Source organism: Colwellia sp. Arc7-D, assembly GCF_003061515.1.
Lineage (GTDB): Bacteria > Pseudomonadota > Gammaproteobacteria > Enterobacterales > Alteromonadaceae > Cognaticolwellia.
Map to the genome: position 1 here is coordinate 666,800 of NZ_CP028924.1, position 19,299 is coordinate 686,098.

Here is a 19,299-nt window from a genome sequence, read left to right on the forward strand (position 1 = left end):
GCTTATCATTTACATAGGCTTCGATAGGTTCACGTTTTTCGACATATATAAATCGTCATACTTTACCCCACCGTTACCATAAGGGTGTGACTTTGGTCCAGTATTAGCATTCATTAGAAAATATATAAGCGGCAATTCTCTCGCCATTCTAAATGTAGCATTTGTATAAACTTTTGTCTGAGTAGGAAATTCGTCTGAGCCTTGTATGTATACATCATACGTTTGTCCATTATCACTTAATAAGGCGTTATTCACGACATACCATATTTGGTACCAAACTCCTGCTATTAAAGGCTTTGCATCTTTCTGGGTTACAGGATTAACAATATTAGCGTAGCCTTTTTCGACTTTTACCATAAGCGCCCCAGTATTGATTAAGCCATTCGATTCAGTTTTATCGGTTACTCTGAGCGTGGGTTCAAAAGCGTTATAATCGTTAAGTTCAATGTCTTTCGGGTGCATGTTGCTTATGCCAAAAGCATGATTGTTAGGGAAAGACTCAACATTTATTCGAGTATAAAACGTGTAGCTTTCTCCAACGGCTACCTGTACAGGCAACTTTTTATAGGTGAGGGCTTTTCGGTTGCCTATAATATTTTCTGCAGCGGGTTTTTTAATTAGGTAAGTATTATCTTTTGAATGTAACTTTTCACTACGTTGTTCAGTGACCTGAGGGTTAGGGATGTTAGGCGCAGTGTCATTTTTAGTATCAGCTTTGGTCCACCCGACAAGGTTATTTTTTTGTTCAAAATTATCGATTAAAATCCAGCTCTTGTTATGGGCTTGAACATGGTTTGCCATCATCAGGAAAAATACTATGAGAAAATAATTAATTTTATAGTGACTCAAGCTCATTTTTTTAAAACCTTGTATTATAAATGCTCAAATATATTAAACTACGTGAGCTTTAGTGATTGATCTAACATTTAGCCGATATCTAATAAGAAAGCCTTATTGGTCAACTAGGTGTTTAGGTTAATTATTTATTTATGTAGTGTAAACTATCAGCTTAAAATTAATGTAAAGGCGATAACATGACAACAGCTAATTCTGCCCCAGTATCAATAACGTTGACCCCAACTAATCTTACTCAAGGTTGGCAGCAAGATAAAACTCTTCAAATTACCCAAGATAATATTGCTATTTATTTACCACAAGACGCTGATTTTCGCTTACGAAAAATTCAAATGGCCGCACGTAAAATAGAAAAACTAGGCATTGAGCATGCGACTTTACAAGGTAACGACTGGAACGAAGCAAGCCAATGGGCATTTGCACTTGGTTTTAGTTGTGTTAATAAATTAGAAAATATCAGCTTTTGTGGCGACCCCGCTTTAATTGAACGCCTGAATAATAAATTAGCCGTTTATGCTTGGAGCCGTGATTTAACTAACCAAACTCCGGCAGAGCTATATCCATTAAAATTAGCCGAACTGGCCACAGACTATATTAAAAATATTGCACCAGCGCATGTTTCGTCACGCCTTATTCAAGGTGAAGCGTTGAAAGAACAGCAATGGATGGGTATTTACAATGTAGGTAAAGGTAGTGTTAATGAACCCTGCTTACTCGAGTTAGACTTTAATCCTACGGGTGACGACAACGCTCAAGTAGCGGCATGCCTAGTCGGCAAGGGGATTACTTTTGATAGTGGTGGTTATAGTATAAAAAGTAACGCAGGCATGTTTGATATGAAGTGCGATATGGGCGGAGCTGCCGTTGTTGCAGGTGCTTTAGCATTGGCAATGAAGCAAGGATTAAATCAACGCGTTAAATTGTACCTTTGTTGTGCAGAAAATATGATCAGCCGTGATGCTTATAAACTTGGCGATATTATTACTTATAAAAACGGTGTTACTTGTGAAATAGCCAATACCGATGCTGAAGGTCGTCTTGTACTTGCCGATGGTTTGATGGCGGCAAGTGCAACGGGTGCGCCGATGATTATCGATGCGGCGACATTAACGGGTGCTGCTGTAGGTGCCACAGGTGGTGATTACACTGCTTTGTTCGCACTTGACCAAAGTGCAGTAGCTAAAGCTCAAACTTCTGCAACCGCAACTGGCGAAGCTATTTGGCAATTACCTCTTGAGCCTTGGCATCAAGATAAGTGTCCGTCAGTTTTTGCTGATACAGCAAATAGTCGTACAGTAAAAGGTGGCGGAGCTGGTGGAGCAAGTAATGCAGCAGGCTTTTTATCACGTTTTGTTGATAATGACGGTGCTGGCTGGTTACACTTTGACTTAGCAGGCGCTTACAATGGAACTGAGTCTGGACTTTGGGCAGCAGGCGCAACAGGTCTTTGTATCGCTACCATTGCCGACTTAATTACTCAATAATAATCAATTAAGATTTTATTAAGACAACGAATGGCGGAAGTTCAAAGCTTTCGCTATTCTTATCGCTAAAGCGCTATTGAGCATTGGCAGAAATAACTTTCTAACCCTGTAATAATTTTTATTTTTTCGTCAGGCGAAATGAGGGAATATAGAAATAGGTATTAGTTGTCTAAAATGTAAGGCCGAAAACTTCTGAAGAGTCGGCAAGTCTATATTTCAACCTCTTATTAAGTCTTGTTGTACTGTAAATATTGTTCTAACCAAGATTGAGCACAGTTGATGTCACTAAAAACATAAAAAGTAATATTACATGCTTGGTAAATTCTGCGTAACTGCAATTGTTGAATATCCGCGGTACTGCTATCAATTAGCACACTAGCATTAGCAATTAAGCCTTTTTCTACTCGGTATTTATTGACCTTGATAAGGGCTTCCTCAGCTTCAGGCGAAAAAACACTGTTACCATAAAAAGTAATTAATAACCCCCAAGGTTGACCAGAAAACTGATCACAAGCACTGTACATATCGTCAATATATTTTTCAGTTACTTGGTCATTAAATGGACCGAAGGCTTCAACTTGTAAAATGTTCGATCGTGACGCTATCGAATACTTATCCTCGACTATTGTTTCCATTATCAAACTCCATTTAAAAATAGGGTCACAAGTGATAGCAGCATTTTATTCTTTTGCCAAGTAAGCATAAATTTTAAAATTTGCAAATTTAATTTGTATGTAAATTAACCAATTTAATTTAAAGCCTCCACGTTTGAATTGGCATATATTGAACGCCATATTCTGAAGATAATGAGTGATATAAGCTAAAGCTCTTGATACTTAATGTCTGATTTACAGCTGTCTTTTCGATGATATTGTTAGTCTCAATTAATGATGACTTTGCTTTACGGTATAAGCTTAAGTGAGGTTGGTAGCGATAATTTTCTAATGTGATATTGCTGTTTAGACTTTACTCAACAATCACCTTATTTAAATACATCAACCAATGGGGACAACTTTCCGGCATAAGATGTAATACCTGCGCTTTTTTAAAGTACCCAACTTTGGATAAATGTAAAGAAAAGCTGATATCTTGTGTTGCTAACATCCTGAGTTGTTGTTGAATTAAATGGTGCTGTTGATTAATTAGTACTGTTAAATTGGCTTGTTTTTCTTGCTCTAGTAAGCCAAGAAAAGCCAATGTGACATGAAAGTTATTTTCATCAATTGCTTTAAATGGTAAGTCTAAATGTTGCTTTCGCCATTGCGCAACGTTGACTTTATCAGCGCTTGAAATATCTAAGGCAATAAACATACGTTTTTTCATATTTGTTCCGTTATTGTGTTTAGCATTAGAGAATTAGTGACATAAAATAAGATAAATTATTTAATAAAGTGCTTGATACAAAACAACGATCATTCGTGGTTATGGTAACATTACTATCATGAAATTATAAACAGACTAAAACACTTCAGAATATGACGATATCGGCCAATCAACTGCCTATTCATGACATCAAAGACGATGTTATTGTCGCATTAAATCATCATAAAACCATCTTACTTACTGCACCGCCAGGTGCTGGCAAGTCAACTTGCTTACCGCTATGGTTATTAGACTTACCTTGCTTATCGGGTCAGAAAATATATCTTTTGCAACCTCGGCGATTAGCGGCAAAAAACATTGCTTGTTACCTGTCTCAACAGTTAGGTGAAAGTGTTGGGAACACAGTTGGTTATCGACTTCGAAATGAAAGTAAAACTTCAAAAAATACCCGTTTAGAAGTTATTACAGAAGGTATTTTAACGCAAATAATTCAGCACGATGCTGAACTATCGGCTTGTGGCTTAGTAGTTTTTGACGAGTTTCATGAGCGTTCGCTAAACGCTGATCTAGCCTTCGCATTAACACGCGATATTCAACAAGGTCTGCGAGAAGACTTAAAAATTCTTTTAATGTCAGCAACTTTAGCGACAGAAGCGATAAATCATCAGCTACCTGATGCGGCAGCGTTGGAAAGCAAAGGGCGAAGTTTTCCCGTTGATATTAACTACCAAGCCCCAAGTAATACTCGCCTTTGGCGTCAGCACGCACTGTCAGTTTTAAAATCTTTGGTGAACTCGCATCAAGGTTCGATATTAATGTTTCTTCCTGGTACTGGCGATATTCGCTATTTAGCCGAACAACTATCGCCTTTTATGCCTGCAAACATGACATTGTGTCCATTGTACGGTGAATTGTCGCTACAACAGCAGCAACAAGTTATTGCACCAGCGCCAAGCGGTCATCATAAATTAGTACTAGCGACCAATATTGCAGAAACTAGCTTAACCATTGAAGGTGTCGATTTAGTTATTGATTCTGGTTTAGAAAATGTTGCGATTTATGATGTGCAAACACTGAGCAATAAACTACAGCAACGCAGTATTGCAAAATCTTCTGCCATTCAACGTGCTGGTCGTGCTGGGCGATTGCAAGCTGGGCACTGCATTCGTTTATACAGTAAAGATGATTTTGAACGCAGAAGTGAGCAAAGTGGTAGTGAAATTCAACAAGCGGATTTACTACCCATGCTGATGGAAGTCGCTAGGTGGGGAGCAACGGCTTGTGAACAGTTGCCGATGATAGAAATGCCTAACGCAACAAAAGAGCAACTAGCGTGGCAAGAGTTAATCGATTTAGCATTGGTAACTCACAAGCATCAATTAACCGCTCAAGGTAAACAAGCGGCGGCTTTTCCTTGTCATCCACGATTTGCGAAAATGTTACTAGCGGCGCTGCAGCTTGAGCAAAGTCAGCAGGTTGAACATTTATTATCGCTAGCATGTTTATTGGCGAGCTTATTAGAAGAGCGCGATATTTTTAGCGCTGAACAGCGCCTAGATAACTGCGATATAACGCAACGTATTACCCAACTTTTACAGCAAGCTAAAAAGCCACAGCATCAACGAATAATTCAGCAAGCTCAGCGTTTATATCAGGTGACAGTTCGACAAAGCAGCGATGCAAATGACGCAAGTGACTTTGAACTAACAAATACAAACAAGCGCATTTGTAATACGGCAGCCCAATTGCCACTGCAATGTAGTGGGCTATTACTTATGCTCGCTTACCCAGAACGCCTAGCTAAACAAAGAGATCACCAAGGTAATTACCTAACGGCTTATGGTAAAGGGTTAGTCATGAATAGTGGTGATGCTTTAGCTGATAAAGAGTACCTGGTAGCGGTTCAGTTTTTTCAACGTCAAAATACTTTAGCTATTGGATTGGCAGCCGACATTAACTTATCGCAAGCCATTGCTTGGCAAGTAGTCGCAGTAGAAAGTAAAACACATCTGCATTTTGATCATAAACAAAATCGTATACGTTGTGCTAATCAGCAAGTTATTGGCTCACTGGTGATCAGCGAAGAAAACACCCTACAAAAACTGTCGACTGAGTTGATCATTGAATGTTGGTGCCAACAAATTCGCAAACGCGGGCTTAGTTGGCTTAAACTTGATGAACAAACACAACAGCTTTTATTACGCTGGCGCTGGCTTAATCAAACGCAAAAACATTTAGCCTTTGAAGATGTAAGTGAAATACATTTGTTGAGTACTTTGGAGCAATGGCTTGGGCCGTATTTAGTAGATATAACGAGTAAATCACAGCTTGATAAGCTTAATTTAGCAGAAGCATTACTCAGCCAATTAAGTTATCAACAACAGCAAGTATTTAACCAACTTGCCCCCAACTACTTTACCGGACCAACAGGGCGAAAATGCAAAATTCGCTACAGCTTAGAGCAAGCACCTATTGTTTCTTTACCTATGCAGGAATTATATGGAGTCAGCTCGACGCCGTCGGTAGGTGATAGTAACCATAATAGCCAAGTAGCTTTAATTATTGAATTATTGTCGCCAGCACAACGACCCATTCAAATAACCCAAGATCTAGTGGCATTTTGGCAGGGCAGTTATCGTGAGGTACAAAAGGATATGAGGTCAAAATATCCGAAGCATTTTTGGCCAGATGATCCCGCAAATGCGCAAGCCACACGTAAAACGAAACGCCATATTAAAAGCTAAGTGAGCAACATTTTGGCCAATGTTAACTCACTCAGTTGTATGCTCAGGTTTGCATATTTTTTATTTTATTTGTTGTTGAATAAAAGCTCGTGTGTCATTCAATAAATCTATTCGGGTAGGCTCATTTACGTACATCATATGGCCACCGTGATAGTATTTATATTGAATTTGTTCAGACTTTATTCCATGGCGATTCAAGGTGTATTCTGCATCAAAAAATGGTGTTACTAAATCATAATAGCCAGAAGCAACAAAGACCTTAAGTGAAGGGTTAATACGCAAAGCCTTTGATAAGTCGTGTGCTGTGTTGACGTAAGTGGGCTCCCAAGCTTTATTTTTTGGTGCTGTGCGCCAACTCCACTGACTAGATAGTTCATCATCAGCTGGTGATAAATAAGTGCGACTCCAATCCACGCCTAAATCACTGCGCATATAACTCATTAGTGCCGAATTAAATGCTGACGAAATGGCGCGACTGGCATCATAACCGGGCGTTGCTTTTAAATCATCAACTTCATCAACTGTGTAGCGGGCATCTAACAACCCTATCGATAAACCTTCGTCGCGTAAAAGCTCTTTAGCAAAATGAAAACCTTGAATACGCAGTTCAGCTCTATCAATATACGAAGGAGTTAAGCCAGTAAAATAAGCTAATCGATCGTTAATATGATTTTTAGTCGCTTTACTCAGGGTATTGCCTTTGAATAATGCTGGCATTAACTCATCAGTGGCAAATGTTCTTGCTTCGCTGAGAAAGTTTGACAAATTCTCAGGTGTTGGTTTTACTTTTCCATGATAAACCGCAGCAGCTGCCATTGTTGGTAAATAAGTAATATGAGAAATTAAATTATCCCGAATATAAGGGCTCGAACCTTGATAATCTAATGCCTGCGAGATAAAAATAATGCCGTTTAAGCTAATTGATAAATCATTCTCTAAAATTTTAGCCACCGCTGCCGCACGGGTTGTACCGTAGCTTTCACCTAATAAAAAACGAGGAGAATTCCAGCGACCATTTTCGGTGATCCAAGTTCTAATGAATTCAGCCATTGAAACGGCATCTTCTTTCAATCCCCAAAATTCTTTACCTTCATGTTCCCCTAATGCACGAGAAAAACCGGTACCTACAGGGTCAATAAACACTAAATCTGAAACATCGAGTATAGACTCTGCGGTATCCAATATCGGATATGGAGCCGCGCCAGGAAATTGTGCATCGCTTGGTACTTTTACTCGCTTGGGTCCAAATGCGCCCATATGCAACCATGTAGAAGCCGAACCTGGTCCGCCATTCCATATAAAGGTAACCGGTCGATTTTTATCTTTGTTATTATTTTTTTTGGTATAAGCAAAAGTAAAAATACTCGCTGTTTCTTTTCCGTGCTTATCTCTTAAATAAGTTTCTCCGGCTGTTGCCGTATAATTAATGCTCTTACCATTAAAACGTCCTTTATGTTCACTAATAAATTGTTGCGCTTGTGCTATGGAGTTTAACGCTTTATTTTCTTTGACAGTATCTGCGGCATAAACCGTGCTACTCAAGACAATAAAAAGGTTAATACAGATAAATCTAAGGTGAGGTTTAAGCGACATATGAATTTTCCAAATATAATAATATCAATTATTTATAGGGGAGGTATATGTGATTGTCAATTTATAAAGCACAATTGTAATGGTTAAGTTTTGTAGAAAACAGACTGTTGTTAAGGCTGTTTTTAGCTGGTTTTTTAGGCCCGAATTGGCTCGATAATTTTACATCAGAAATCACTATAAAATTAGCTTTTACCATTTACTTGAGTCATGACAATTACATTATGACACTGAATATTAAGTCAATATTAAGTCAATATTAAGCCAACATTTTTATATTTATTCTCTGCTAAATATGTTTTTTGTCTCTAGTAACTAAAAAGCAAATGAGAGAACCTAATGTGACCAGTGCGACACCTTGCCAAAATGATCCCGTTAGGTAAATAGATAAATACACCGAAGCAAAAAGCGTAGAAAATACCGGTGTAAAGTAAGATAAAGTGCCTAATAAAATCATATCTGCACCTATTAATGCTTGATTCCACAAGGCATAACCAGCTCCTATAACGATACCAGAAAGTAACAAGGTTAACATTGAGGGCAAGGTAAATTGTAAGCTTGGTTCATTACTGAAAAAATATTGTACCCATAACGTTGCAGCGGTCGCGCTAAAGAAAAGTGTAATCGCATTTTTCCCGTTACTGATGCTTTGTGTCACTACACAGTATATCGCCCAAATTATTGCTGCCGAAAAAGCCATTAAATACGTCAGTGGGTTGTCTGAAATGTTATTCAGTAAAGTACTTATCGAGATACCTTGATCGCCAGAAATACACCAAGCAACACCTGTAAATGCTAATAAAATACTGGGATAAACTAAGATATTGATTTTTTTATCACTGATAACAACACTCAAAAGAACAGTGAGCGCAGGCCATAAGTAATTGATAATAGACATTTCCATCGCTTGAAGCCGACTATTAGACAGGCCTAAAGATAGGGCAAGACAGATTTCATAAGTAACAAATAACCCGCCACCAATAATTAAGTACTGTTTTGGATAATCCTTTATTTTTGGTATGCCCATAACAAACATTAAAAATATAGCACTAACGGTGTACATCATAGCTGCGCCGCCAATAGGACTAAATAACTCGGATAAATCCCGAATTAAAGCCGTTACAGCGCTCCACAGTAGAATGGCGATAACACCATAAAAAGTGTACTTATTTTTAGTAAGATAAGACATAAAGAACGCGGACTAATATCAGAAGTTAATTAGACGAACACTATCACGACTAAAAGTGATATGTGCAATAGGCTAATGCTATTTTTTATGGGGTCGCTACGGCAGATTCAACGTTGTTAGCTTATTTATCTGTGATATTGCCATTACTATAAAGTGGGGTAGGCTTGTTGAGCGATATGGCCCGCAGAAGAAAGTTAAAAATTTTATAAATGAATGCACATGGTTAATCTACATGCTTAATAAATACTTAAATGGCAGCCTTGACTGCCATTTTAGTATATTTGTGCAATTATACTGATATCAAAAAGTCACTACGCTGCTTCTTCTCTAACAGTAAAAATCAATATTACTGGTTATCGGCTAGTGCTTTTTTGGCTTTAATTGATTGTGCAATGTCTTTAAATTCATACGTAGGGTAAATATTAGTGTCAAAAATGCCCCATGCTGACTTTTCAATCGCTAGGTTAAGTGTACGTAAATCTTTAGGTGCCACTTTAAGGGTAATGACTTGCCCTAAACCCATCATCACATACCATGAGTCTATTTCCATGCCCTTGGGTGGAAATGATTGCCAAAATCGATTTTCATCCATTTTTTTCTGTAACTCAGTTAAGCTTTTATCTTGCTGATGCTTAAGTACAACCGTCACTAATATTTTATCAGTGTTGATGGTGTAATCTTCTGCCGCTATTGAGCTTTGACTGAATCCGGTAAAACATAAAAAAGAAATAAGAAGAGGTGTGATGTACTTTTTCATTATTGTGTTCGCTTTGTGGATTAAAAAAAATTATTTTCGCATGGTTAGATAAAATAAACAGCATTTTTTAAGTGGTAAATTATATGCTGAACAAGTGTATATCGCTTCATGAGTAGGGTATAAGCCTTAAGTTCTATCATTGAACAGTCGACTATTTTAGATTTTACGTTATACTGCCGCGCGCAAACCCAGTATTTAAATTTTAGTATTTCATTTAGCGGAGTTCATCATGCACGATCTGTATTACAAAGGCCGTATCCACACCAGAGTAAACCATGTTAAAACAGGTTATAACACTAAGCGTGCTGTTAAAATAGGAACAGAAAAAAATCCGTTAACCTTAGTGGTTACAAGTGAAGAAAAAAAAATAGCTGTGGCAGAAATCGTTAAAGAGAATGAATTATTTGCTGAGATTACGGTAGATAGCACCGCTGATGAGAATATTCAGGAATTAACCACAATACTCAACAAACCAACCACCACAAGGTTTGAAAAAACACCAAATCGTAATGATCCTTGCGTATGTGGCAGTGGCAAAAAATATAAAAAGTGTTGTGGCTAACTGAACTGAAAGTAACTTAAGTCGGCTTAAGTTACTTATCTGCCCATAACAAACTGACGCCGTTCACGATTTATGATAGACGTTAGTTAAGCTAATCATTATCTCTATGCGGCTCGGTTAACCCTTCAAGCTTAATAACTCACCATACAAGCCAAACGATTAGTCGAGAATGTTCAACTGTTCAACGGTTGCTCTTGTTTTAGTACTGAGCACTGAGCACTGATCAATGATTACGGATTATTGATTTTCGCGATAATAGACATGGCTTGAGCAAGAACATCTTTGTCACCCTCTAACCAATGAATTTTAGCGCCATTTCGCTCTAATCGGCGTAACCAAGTATCTTGTTTCTTTGAAAACTGATGAATTGCAGAGTTTAGTTTTTGAAAACAGTCATTTTTGCTTAATTGGCCCTGTAAATGCTGGGCAATGTAGCGATACTCTAAACCGTAAAAGTATAAGGTCTCCCAACTAACGCCTTGTGCATGCAGTTGCTCTACTTCTTCAATTAAACCTTGTTCCATTCGCTGCTTTAATCTTAGCGTTATGCGCTCACGAATAACTTCTCTTGGCCATTTGATGGCAAAAATAATTGATTTAAATTCGGGGAAGTCATTCTTTTTGTTTTTTGCTGCTTGTTCACCTAGCGCAATTTCTATGGCGCGTACTAATCTCTCACGTTCAATCAGATCTGTGGTGTTATGTAAATTTGGCTTCAGTTGTAATAACTGCTCAGTTAATTGTTCATGGCTAAGCTCGTCTAAAGTTGCTCTTAGTGTTTTATTTTCGGGCACCTCAATTAATCTATAGCCTTTTAATATTGAGTCAACATATAGCGCAGAGCCACCGGCCATAATAGTTAATTTATTTTTATTGCTGATTTTTTCATAGGCGTTAATAACATCTTGTTGAAAATCAAAAATATTATATTCGTAGCCGGGATCAACAATATCAATAAGGTGATGCTTAATTTCTTGATATTCATCGAGATCTTTGCCACTGCCTATATCTAAACCACGATAAACTTGTCTTGAGTCGGCTGAGATCACTTCCCCATTTAACATTCTAGCAAGTTCAACCGCCAATTTGGTTTTCCCTGATGCTGTTGAACCCAGTACAACCAGCATATTAAATGCAGACATAACTAACCTATAAATATTGATGAAAACTTATGGCTGAATTATATCGCTAATTTTTATCTGTGACGACCTAACTTGTGACTTTAAAAATTATCGGTTGGGATATGGTCTCAGCTAGATTATTATAAGCGATTAATCGTATATCCAAGAGTTAGTTTAAATTAAGTATGAATAAAGTATGACAGTCAAAAAAGCGCCGCAAACAGCCAGTAAAAAATCAAAAGCTAACCAACCGACAACCTCACAGGCGAGCGAAGAAATAACGGGTCACCGGGTAAAAAGAATATTACGTTGGTCATTTTGGTTTTTGTTAAAAGTAACGCTTATAGGCGTATTTGTACTGTTTCTTTACAGTATTTATCTCGACGGAAAAGTTCGTGACAAGTTTGAAGGTCAACGCTGGCAGGTACCCGTTCAAGTGTTTGGTGCTGTAGAAGAATATAAAATTGGCAGCAAGTTAATACTTACTAACCTTCAGAAAGCTTTAACCGCTAATAGGTATAAAAAAGTCACGCATGTTCATCGCCCTGGTGAATTTGCTTTATCAAAAAGTCGTGCGATTATTTACCGTCGTGCATTTGATTTTGGCGCGGGTGTGGAGCCGGCAAATAAAGTCACCCTCGATATTGCTAACGACAAAGTTAAGGCCTTGTATATTAATGATGAAAAAGTCACTCAATTACGTTTAGAACCGCTTTTACTTGATAGAATTTTACCAGAGAGCAAAGAAGATCGAGTGCTAGTTTCTTTACAAGCGGTGCCGACAAAACTATTAGATACTTTGTTATTAATTGAAGACCGAGAGTTTTACTTTCATCATGGTGTTTCACCTCTGGGTATTTTACGTGCCCTTTATCAAAATTTAATGGCAGGTCGAACGGTTCAAGGTGGCAGCACCTTAACGCAGCAATTAGTTAAAAATATGTTTTTAACGCGCGATAAAACCTTATGGCGTAAAGCTAATGAAGCCATTATGGCGCTGATATTGGAGTATCGATACAGCAAAGATCAATTGTTAGAAGCGTACATAAACGAGGTATATCTAGGTCAACATTATGCCAACGGTATTTATGGTTTTGGGCTAGCAGCAGAATTTTACTTTGGTAAGTCAATTCAATCGCTTAATACAGAACAAATGGCGATGATTATTGGTCAAGTTAAAGGGCCAAGTTACTATGACCCTTGGCGCTTTCCTGAACGCACCATTAAACGTCGAGATCTAGTTTTAAGGTTAATGTATCAGCAAGAAATTATTTCGCAGCCTGAATTTGAGCAAGCAGTTGAATCGCCTTTATCAATTCGAAAGAAACGTCGTGTAAAACAACAAAAATTTCCAGCCTACCTGCAATTGGTTAAAGCTGAACTGTCGCAACATTTATCACAATACCAACAGCAATCAGGTGTGCGAGTGTTTACCGGTTTTTCAATTAATCAACAGTTAGCCCTGCAAGCGAGCATTGATGAAAAATTACCTGCTTTGGAGCAAGGTTCTGCCGCTGAATTACAAGTGGCGATGGTGGTCTCTGATTTTAAATCAGGTGAGATTCGTGCTTTAGTCGGTGGGAAGGAGGCCGGTTATGCTGGTTTTAACCGTGCATTACACGCTAAGCGACCTATTGGCTCGCTGATTAAACCTGCCGTATTTCTTGGTGCTTTGGAGCGTTATCAGCGTTTTAATTTAGCGACATTAATTGAAGATAAAGCCATAACTCTGTCAAGTGAAGACGGCCAAGCTTGGCGACCTAAAAATTACGATGGTAAATATAGAGGCCAAGTGCACTTGATTGAAGCCTTAGTATCTAGCCTGAACGTGCCTACGGTGAATTTAGGTATGCAATTAGGCTTAGATAATGTTGCTCAAGCTATTCATTTGTTAGGTTATCAGGATGATATTGTTACGCGTCCTTCGATGTTATTGGGCTCATTAAATATGTCACCCATTGAAATAAATCAACTCTATATCCCTATTGCTAATAAAGGTGTGGCTGAAAAGTCGCACGCGATAACACGTGTTGTTAGTGGGAGCGGTGAAACCTTATGGCAATTTCAAGCGTTAGAGCAACAAATTATTTCGACTCAAGCGGCTTATTTACTCGACTTCTCGTTAAATAAAGTTACAACGTCAGGTACTGCTCGGTCACTGGCATGGCGATTAAAAGATATAAATTTATCTGGCAAAACGGGCACAACCAATGATCTTCGAGACAGCTGGTTTGTTGGTTATGACAACAACCTTTTAGTCACCACGTGGATAGGACGAGACGATAACAAACCAACTAAACTCACCGGTAGCAGTGGAGCCTTAGTATTATTTGCCGAATTTATGCATAAAAATGGTGCAGTGAGTCGACGCACTCAGGTACCTGAAAGTATAGATTTAGTGCGCTTTGACAATAAAAGCGGGCGCCCCGTTACGCAAAATTGCGATAACTCGCAAATGCTGCCAGCGGTAACCACGGGATTAATTTATGAAACGGCATGTGAAGAAGCACCGACCAAAAACAAGAAAAAATCTTGGTTAGAAAAATTATTTGGTAATTAGTTTTATAGTGAATTCAAATGTTAAGCTTTTAGCGCTCAATTTTGTTGATTTATTACTGGAATTAACTCGTATAAGCATTATGGTTAAGTGGTAAAAAAGAGTTTCTCTATTAATAAATAAGAGGGCAAATTAGCGAAAGCTACAACAACAGTTACAACAATAAGCAATTAAGAGGAGCATAATGAAACATAGATTAAGCTTTGGTTACTTTACACTGCTCGCTGAAAATATTGTTGAAGTGACTATTGATGAAGGTATTGAATTATCACTTGAAATGATTGAAGAGTGTGATGTGTTTTTTAAAGCACATTTATTTGGAAGTTTCGGCATGCTCATCAATAGGGTTAATGAATATACTTATAGTTATGAAGCACAATTATCCATCGGTTCTTATGAAGGTTTAAAAGCCATTGCTTTTGTTTATTACTCGGATAAAAGCAAGGCAATGGTTGAAAAGTTGAATTTAACGCGTGCATATGACAAATGGAATTGTTGTATTTTTTCAGGTTTAGAGCTCGAGTGGCAACAAGCATTGCAATGGTTAAAACATGAGTTAATGAGTAGTAGTGAGCAAACAGCCATTTTTAAGTGATATTTTAAAAGGCAGCGTATTTTCTAATTGATGCATCTAGATTGAAAACTCAAACCTAAACTCAAAGTAAAAGTAAAAAGCAAACCAATAGGTTTGCTTTTGTGTTTAAGTCAGTTTAAAAGTCAGCGTTTTAAGTGATTAACCCGCTGACTTTACCTCAACATATTCGAATATTTTAAATACACGATTAACACCACTTACATTTCGTGCAATTTCTACCGCAATAGTCGCTTGTTCTTTAGTAACCAAGCCCATTAAAAAAACTTCGCCATTTTCAGTGACTACTTTAATATTGGTCGCATCGAGTTTATCTGTGCCAAATAAAGAAGTTTTTACTTTTGATGTTAGCCACACATCATTTGTTTTAGTAGTAAAAGATGTCGTGTTGCTGACGCGAATTTGGTTGTGAAGTTGCTTAACGCCATTAACTTCATTTATCGCTTTAATTGCTTGATCACGTAAATAACTGTTAGGTGCTTGACCAATGACTAATACGCTACCATTAACACTGATCACTTGTAGGTTGGTATTGTCACTTAAAGCATCGCTTTTTCTAAGTTTCGCCTGAGCATCAATTTCAATTTTTTGGTCATCTATTTGGTTGCCCAAAGAACGATTGTCGGTTGCAACACTCGCACCGCCGACAACACCAACAACAGCGGCAGCCACACAGCCTTGCAGTAAGACAGCAATTGTAATTGTGCTGATAATTGATTTCATTGACATACTAGCCCTCAGTTTGCGGAAATAATGTCGTATCTATAATGTCACATAAGCAATGAATAACGACTAAGTGAACTTCTTGAATTCGAGCTGTACGACTTGATGGTACGCGAATTTCAACATCGTTTTCACCTAGAAGGCCAGCAATATCACCGCCGTCGCCACCAGTTAAAGCAATAATAGGCATATCACGTGACACTGCTGTTTCAATGGCTTTAATAACGTTACGAGAGTTACCGCTAGTAGAAATGGCAAGTAAAACATCGCCATTATTACCTAATGCGCGTACTTGCTTAGAGAAAATTTCATCAAAGTGGTAATCATTACCAATAGAAGTAATGGTTGAACTGTCAGTCGTTAAAGCAATTGCAGGTAACGGCGGACGTTCGGTTTCATATCTGTTAAGTAGCTCTGCAGAAAAGTGTTGAGCATCACCGGCTGAGCCACCATTGCCACAGGCTAATATTTTATTACCGGCTAATAGACTTTGTACCATCGTCATTCCAGCTTGTTCAATTGGCCCTGCCAATAATTCGCTGGCGGCAATTTTTGTTTGTATGCTTTCAGTAAAATTACTTTTTATCCGTTCTAACATGATGGACTTAGCTCCGTTATTTCAGTTCTTAAAAGGCATTGATTAAAAGGCATTCTTAAGCCAAGTAATATCTGGGTTATTTATATTGCCTTGCATCGCGATAACATCGAATCGGCAAGGGGTATTATATTCATTTAATCCGGCTTGTTGCAGATAAAATGCCGCACATTGCTTAATTTTTTGCTGTTTTTTAATGGAAACAGCGGCAATAGCACCACCAAAGTGTGAATTTTTACGGTATTTTACTTCCACAAACACGAAAACATCATTTTCAATCATGATTAAATCAATTTCACCACGGCGATTTTGAAAATTGCATGTCTTTAATAATAGACCTTGTTGAGCTAAATAGTGAGCGGCTAATTGCTCACTATTTTTTCCTGTGGTCACTGTGTTGGCTTTGTTAGTCCATAGCAAATTCTTGTACCTTGCTGCGACTATATTTACCCCAAATTAAGCTACGGGTTAAAATATTATCTTTTCCTAATTGTAATATTCCGGTTTGACCATAATGTCGCACATAAGTTTTGTTTTGCATGGCAGAAATTTTATCTATTAGCGCTAAACTGTCAAAACCCATAGCAAATATAGTTTGTAAGCTGTCACTACGATTTGGCCAAAGCTTCTTAGCCTGGGCTGCTAAGGCTTTATTTTGTTGTTTACTGCGCAATTGCCAAGGCATTTCAGTAAATATTAAGCCAGACAGATCTCGATTATCACTTTTATCTATTTTAGTGCTATGACTACGTGAGCTTGCAAATACCGGAATAATTTCGGCAAACGGACTAATGTTAACGTCAATATAAGGCTTTAATAACTTGGTTTCTAACGGTAAACCGACCACATATATCATATCAATATCGCGACGATTACGTAATTCACTTTTAATTGTGTACTTTATGTGTCGGTTCAACTCTTTTGTACGTTGCTGGCTTAGGTCAACTCCTAAGCTGGCTTTAAGTTGGTTTTGCATTTTAGCATCGCTATTAAAAAATACTGTCTCAGGAGCTTTGCCGGTTATATGTTGCCATTGTTGGCTAAATGTCTGTGCTATTCGTCTGCTAGAGCTGTCTTGATGACTTAATATCAGTGGGTACTGATACTCCTGGCGGCTCAATGTTGTTGCTGCTTGTGTTGCTTCTTCTTCAGGGCGCATTGAAAGCGCAACTTGATGTGGCAATAAAGTTGCTGTTGCAGGTAAGTTAAGTAAAAGCGTCGGTAATGTTATTTCAGTTTGCGCTAAGTAGCTGTTTACATTTTGCTTGAGTAGCGGGCCAATAACGTAATCAATATTAAGTTCGAGTAGTTTGGCATTTAGTGTACTCATATCTAAGGTTGTGGAGTCGATAAAGTGTAAGGTTTTACCGCTTTCAATATTATAAGCCGCGAGTATACCTTGTTGCGCTACTTTTCCTGCAAGCTCTTGTTTACCTGAAAGTGGAATAATAACTGCTATGTTTTCTATCACATTGGTCGTTGTTGGAATCTGTTGACTCAAGTTCGCCACTATATATTGGGCAGGATGGGTACTAAATTCTCGTTGCCATTGGCTTAAATATCGCTGCAATCTAGCATCATCATAGCCAAACTTATTAGCAAAAGTGATTAATTTACTCCAACCTTTAATGTTGGGGGCAGACATTTTTTCTAACTGTTGAAGTTGCCAAGGCGATAATTGGCAAAATTTCTGCCAAATTTCGTCAATGTCGTTGTCTGTGGCTTGGGTGTTAGCAGCAAATGCTCTTAAGCTTGCATCGAGTGCGGCAATGGGCAAATTTCTTTGTGTTTGCACATCGGCTAATGTTTGAAAATAATCAACACGATAAACAAGTTGCGCTGAATCTCTAATGTATTCGGCGCTTTCCAATGCTAAATAGGCTTGTGGTATTTTTGATAAGATTGCGTAACTTTTAGCTTCAATAATAGCAAGCTGATATTGCTGAGTTGGAGATGACGCTAATACTTCAAGTTGTTTAGCCAACCAAAGTGCTTTATGTGGGTTTTCTTGAGATAAATAGAGTTCACTCGCGCTTAATAACGAGATCACCGCTTCAGACTGTTGGTTTGAAGCCACTTGTGATGATGCTTGAGAAACTAATTGCTCTGCGGTTAAATTTGTTTCAGACGTTTTTAACACATCAGCTTGTTTATTTGCTGATGTGGTTGGTTTACTTTGTTTAGTTGTTGAGCAACTGGCTAAAATAACCACTGCCGCAAATGCACAAAAGCCACTTTTATAAGACGAAAACCATTTAGTAAGTGTCAAAGTTAATAAATCCATACTTTTTAATAGTGCTTTATAATAAACTTCATCCTCTTCAGTCTCAACACAAGTATTTTATTATGTCGGATTCTCAAATTTTGCCCAGCACCTTATATATTGTTGCTACACCCATAGGTAACTTAGGTGATCTTAGTCAACGGGCGAAAGATATACTCGAACAGGTCGATATTATTGCCTGTGAAGACACTCGGCATACTCAACGTTTGTTATCGGCATTTGCGATTAAAAATAAAACTATGTCGATGCATGATCATAACGAGCGTCAGCGCCAAGAACAAATAGCGGCCCTATTACAAGAAGGTAAAAGCGTAGCACTTGTATCAGATGCAGGCACACCTTTGATTAGTGACCCTGGCTTTCATTTAGTGCGTCATTGTCGCCAACAAGGGTTAAGTGTTTCACCTATTCCCGGCACTTGTGCGGCTATAGCGGCGCTTTCTGTTGCAGGCTTACCAACTGACAGATTTACTTTTGAAGGTTTTTTACCATCAAAAACTGGTGCACGACAATCAACATTGAATGCACTAGCTAATGAAACTCGGACCATGGTTTTTTATGATGCCCCACGCCGCGCTATTGATACGGTTGAAGATATAGTAAAAACGCTTGGCGGTGAGCGTTATGTCGTTATGGCGCGAGAATTAACTAAAACATTTGAAACTATTCATTCAGACACCGCTGATAACTTATTAACGTTTTTGCAAAGCGATCCTAATCAGCTAAAAGGTGAAATGGTACTGATAATTGAAGGGAAAAAGATCGATCCAACTGATATTCCTGCCCATGTTGTAGCAACATTGAAGTTATTATTAACAGAAATGAAACCTAAAAGAGCTTGTGCAATAGCAGCAGAGATTCATGGTGTGAAGAAAAATTCCCTTTATGAATATGCCCTTGCGATGAAGATTAAAGAGTAGGGC

Annotated in this window: 17 protein-coding genes; 6 read left to right on the top strand and 11 right to left on the bottom strand. The window is 38.1% G+C overall.

Translation table 11 applies throughout. The annotated features are described in order from the left end of the window. Positions 1-9: 9 nt before the first annotated feature. Positions 10-804 (bottom strand): hypothetical protein, encoded by a 795-nt coding sequence (locus tag DBO93_RS02905; RefSeq protein WP_239059094.1) that lies wholly within the window; start codon positions 802-804, stop codon positions 10-12. 230 nt (positions 805-1,034) lie between these two features. Between DBO93_RS02905 and pepB the strand changes: the two genes are divergently transcribed. Beyond that, on the top strand, positions 1,035-2,339 hold the full coding sequence (gene pepB, locus DBO93_RS02910) for an aminopeptidase PepB (protein WP_108454989.1): 1,305 nt from the start codon (positions 1,035-1,037) through the stop codon (positions 2,337-2,339). Between the two features lie 227 nt (positions 2,340-2,566). On the opposite strand, the gene DBO93_RS02915 is transcribed toward pepB, so the two are convergent. Together DBO93_RS02915 and DBO93_RS02920 are read right to left on the bottom strand one after the other, a co-directional pair. Continuing rightward, positions 2,567-2,974, bottom strand: coding sequence for a hypothetical protein (locus tag DBO93_RS02915; RefSeq protein WP_108454990.1), 408 nt, complete (start codon positions 2,972-2,974; stop codon positions 2,567-2,569). A 331-nt stretch (positions 2,975-3,305) separates the two neighbouring features. Next, positions 3,306-3,662 carry a 2'-5' RNA ligase family protein gene (locus DBO93_RS02920; protein ID WP_108454991.1) on the bottom strand — a complete coding sequence of 119 codons (357 nt, stop codon included), beginning with the start codon at positions 3,660-3,662 and terminating at the stop codon, positions 3,306-3,308. Between the two features lie 152 nt (positions 3,663-3,814). On the opposite strand from DBO93_RS02920, the gene hrpB reads away from it, so the two are divergent. Then, positions 3,815-6,406, top strand: a complete 2,592-nt coding sequence (gene hrpB / locus DBO93_RS02925; protein WP_108454992.1) for an ATP-dependent helicase HrpB — start codon at positions 3,815-3,817, stop codon at positions 6,404-6,406. 60 nt (positions 6,407-6,466) lie between these two features. On the opposite strand, the gene DBO93_RS02930 is transcribed toward hrpB, so the two are convergent. From DBO93_RS02930 to DBO93_RS02940, 3 genes are all read right to left on the bottom strand, one after another. After that, positions 6,467-7,999 (bottom strand): serine carboxypeptidase, encoded by a 1,533-nt coding sequence (locus DBO93_RS02930; RefSeq protein ID WP_108454993.1) that lies wholly within the window; start codon positions 7,997-7,999, stop codon positions 6,467-6,469. A gap of 286 nt (positions 8,000-8,285) precedes the next feature. After that, positions 8,286-9,185: an aromatic amino acid DMT transporter YddG gene (yddG, locus tag DBO93_RS02935; RefSeq protein WP_108454994.1), complete on the bottom strand. Its 900-nt coding sequence runs from the start codon at positions 9,183-9,185 to the stop codon at positions 8,286-8,288. A gap of 346 nt (positions 9,186-9,531) precedes the next feature. After that, positions 9,532-9,942: a hypothetical protein gene (locus DBO93_RS02940; RefSeq protein WP_204100642.1), complete on the bottom strand. Its 411-nt coding sequence runs from the start codon at positions 9,940-9,942 to the stop codon at positions 9,532-9,534. A 229-nt stretch (positions 9,943-10,171) separates the two neighbouring features. Here DBO93_RS02940 and DBO93_RS02945 point away from each other — a divergent pair, with 229 nt between their 5' ends. Continuing rightward, entirely contained in the window at positions 10,172-10,504 is a 333-nt protein-coding gene (locus DBO93_RS02945) for a PBPRA1643 family SWIM/SEC-C metal-binding motif protein (protein ID WP_108454995.1), read from the top strand. Positions 10,505-10,734: 230 nt separating this feature from the next. Here DBO93_RS02945 and miaA read toward each other — a convergent pair whose 3' ends face one another. Beyond that, positions 10,735-11,646, bottom strand: coding sequence for a tRNA (adenosine(37)-N6)-dimethylallyltransferase MiaA (miaA, locus tag DBO93_RS02950; protein WP_108454996.1), 912 nt, complete (start codon positions 11,644-11,646; stop codon positions 10,735-10,737). A 175-nt stretch (positions 11,647-11,821) separates the two neighbouring features. Between miaA and mrcB the strand changes: the two genes are divergently transcribed. Together mrcB and DBO93_RS02960 are read left to right on the top strand one after the other, a co-directional pair. Beyond that, on the top strand, positions 11,822-14,185 hold the full coding sequence (gene mrcB, locus DBO93_RS02955; protein ID WP_108454997.1) for a penicillin-binding protein 1B: 2,364 nt from the start codon (positions 11,822-11,824) through the stop codon (positions 14,183-14,185). 181 nt (positions 14,186-14,366) lie between these two features. Further along, complete coding sequence (locus DBO93_RS02960) at positions 14,367-14,777, top strand: hypothetical protein (RefSeq protein ID WP_108454998.1); 411 nt, start codon at positions 14,367-14,369, stop codon at positions 14,775-14,777. A 138-nt stretch (positions 14,778-14,915) separates the two neighbouring features. Here DBO93_RS02960 and dolP read toward each other — a convergent pair whose 3' ends face one another. Genes dolP through DBO93_RS02980 form a run of 4 tightly spaced genes read right to left on the bottom strand, consistent with a single transcriptional unit; the run spans position 14,916 to position 18,361 of the window. Next, entirely contained in the window at positions 14,916-15,503 is a 588-nt protein-coding gene (gene dolP / locus DBO93_RS02965) for a division/outer membrane stress-associated lipid-binding lipoprotein (protein ID WP_239059095.1), read from the bottom strand. A 1-nt stretch (position 15,504) separates the two neighbouring features. Then, positions 15,505-16,095, bottom strand: a complete 591-nt coding sequence (locus tag DBO93_RS02970) for a phosphoheptose isomerase (RefSeq protein ID WP_081180055.1) — start codon at positions 16,093-16,095, stop codon at positions 15,505-15,507. 42 nt (positions 16,096-16,137) lie between these two features. After that, positions 16,138-16,512, bottom strand: a complete 375-nt coding sequence (locus tag DBO93_RS02975) for a YraN family protein (protein WP_108454999.1) — start codon at positions 16,510-16,512, stop codon at positions 16,138-16,140. Further along, the gene (locus tag DBO93_RS02980; protein ID WP_162533708.1) at positions 16,499-18,361 is read right to left on the bottom strand and encodes a penicillin-binding protein activator; all 1,863 of its coding nucleotides are present in this window, start codon (positions 18,359-18,361) and stop codon (positions 16,499-16,501) included. Before DBO93_RS02980 ends, DBO93_RS02975 begins: the two co-directional genes overlap by 14 nt. A gap of 77 nt (positions 18,362-18,438) precedes the next feature. Between DBO93_RS02980 and rsmI the strand changes: the two genes are divergently transcribed. Beyond that, positions 18,439-19,296: a 16S rRNA (cytidine(1402)-2'-O)-methyltransferase gene (gene rsmI, locus DBO93_RS02985; protein ID WP_108455001.1), complete on the top strand. Its 858-nt coding sequence runs from the start codon at positions 18,439-18,441 to the stop codon at positions 19,294-19,296. Positions 19,297-19,299 lie beyond the last annotated feature (3 nt).

Excerpts from the sequence above, each read along its gene's own strand:
- pepB (WP_108454989.1), top strand. The coding sequence starts at position 1,035 with ATGACAACAGCTAATTCTGCCCCAGTATCAATAACGTTGACCCCAACT.
- rsmI (WP_108455001.1), top strand. The coding sequence starts at position 18,439 with ATGTCGGATTCTCAAATTTTGCCCAGCACCTTATATATTGTTGCTACA.
- DBO93_RS02905 (WP_239059094.1), bottom strand. The coding sequence starts at position 804 with ATGATGGCAAACCATGTTCAAGCCCATAACAAGAGCTGGATTTTAATC.
- DBO93_RS02930 (WP_108454993.1), bottom strand. The coding sequence starts at position 7,999 with ATGTCGCTTAAACCTCACCTTAGATTTATCTGTATTAACCTTTTTATT.
- hrpB (WP_108454992.1), top strand. The coding sequence starts at position 3,815 with ATGACGATATCGGCCAATCAACTGCCTATTCATGACATCAAAGACGAT.
- mrcB (WP_108454997.1), top strand. The coding sequence starts at position 11,822 with ATGACAGTCAAAAAAGCGCCGCAAACAGCCAGTAAAAAATCAAAAGCT.
- yddG (WP_108454994.1), bottom strand. The coding sequence starts at position 9,185 with ATGTCTTATCTTACTAAAAATAAGTACACTTTTTATGGTGTTATCGCC.
- DBO93_RS02970 (WP_081180055.1), bottom strand. The coding sequence starts at position 16,095 with ATGTTAGAACGGATAAAAAGTAATTTTACTGAAAGCATACAAACAAAA.
- dolP (WP_239059095.1), bottom strand. The coding sequence starts at position 15,503 with ATGTCAATGAAATCAATTATCAGCACAATTACAATTGCTGTCTTACTG.
- DBO93_RS02920 (WP_108454991.1), bottom strand. The coding sequence starts at position 3,662 with ATGAAAAAACGTATGTTTATTGCCTTAGATATTTCAAGCGCTGATAAA.
- DBO93_RS02945 (WP_108454995.1), top strand. The coding sequence starts at position 10,172 with ATGCACGATCTGTATTACAAAGGCCGTATCCACACCAGAGTAAACCAT.
- miaA (WP_108454996.1), bottom strand. The coding sequence starts at position 11,646 with ATGTCTGCATTTAATATGCTGGTTGTACTGGGTTCAACAGCATCAGGG.
- DBO93_RS02960 (WP_108454998.1), top strand. The coding sequence starts at position 14,367 with ATGAAACATAGATTAAGCTTTGGTTACTTTACACTGCTCGCTGAAAAT.
- DBO93_RS02915 (WP_108454990.1), bottom strand. The coding sequence starts at position 2,974 with ATGGAAACAATAGTCGAGGATAAGTATTCGATAGCGTCACGATCGAAC.
- DBO93_RS02940 (WP_204100642.1), bottom strand. The coding sequence starts at position 9,942 with ATGAAAAAGTACATCACACCTCTTCTTATTTCTTTTTTATGTTTTACC.